At 31.0% G+C, this 348-nt stretch carries 1 protein-coding gene; it reads left to right on the top strand.

The genetic code is table 11. The features are described 5' to 3' along the window. On the top strand, window positions 1-267 hold a 267-nt coding region (locus AABA78_RS39050; protein ID WP_370469513.1), incomplete at its 5' end, for an ATP-binding cassette domain-containing protein. Window positions 268-348: the final 81 nt, after the last annotated feature.

Below are 348 nucleotides of genomic sequence, written 5' to 3'. Positions count from 1 at the left end.
GATTTTTCTGATGAAGAACGTAAACAAATTTTGGAATATAGTAAAAACATTATTTCTCTTAAAAAAGCAATTCATAATGAAGTCTTAGAAGTTGCAAATAAAGTTGAAATTTTGCCAATTTTACAAAAGAAACCAACAAGATTATCAGGCGGTCAACAACAACGTGTGGCCATAGCCCGTGCTATTGTTAAAAAACCTAAAATTTTGCTAATGGATGAACCATTATCGAATCTTGATGCCAAATTAAGAATTTCAACTCGCCAATGAATTAGAGAAATTCAAAAATCATTGGGTATTACTACTGTTTTTGTTACTCACGATCAAGAAGAAGCTATGTCAATAAGTGAC

Source organism: Corallococcus caeni, assembly GCF_036245865.1.
GTDB lineage: Bacteria > Myxococcota > Myxococcia > Myxococcales > Myxococcaceae > Corallococcus > Corallococcus caeni.
The sequence above is the reverse complement of the archived record's forward strand: the minus strand, read 5'-3'. Positions and strand labels throughout refer to the sequence as shown.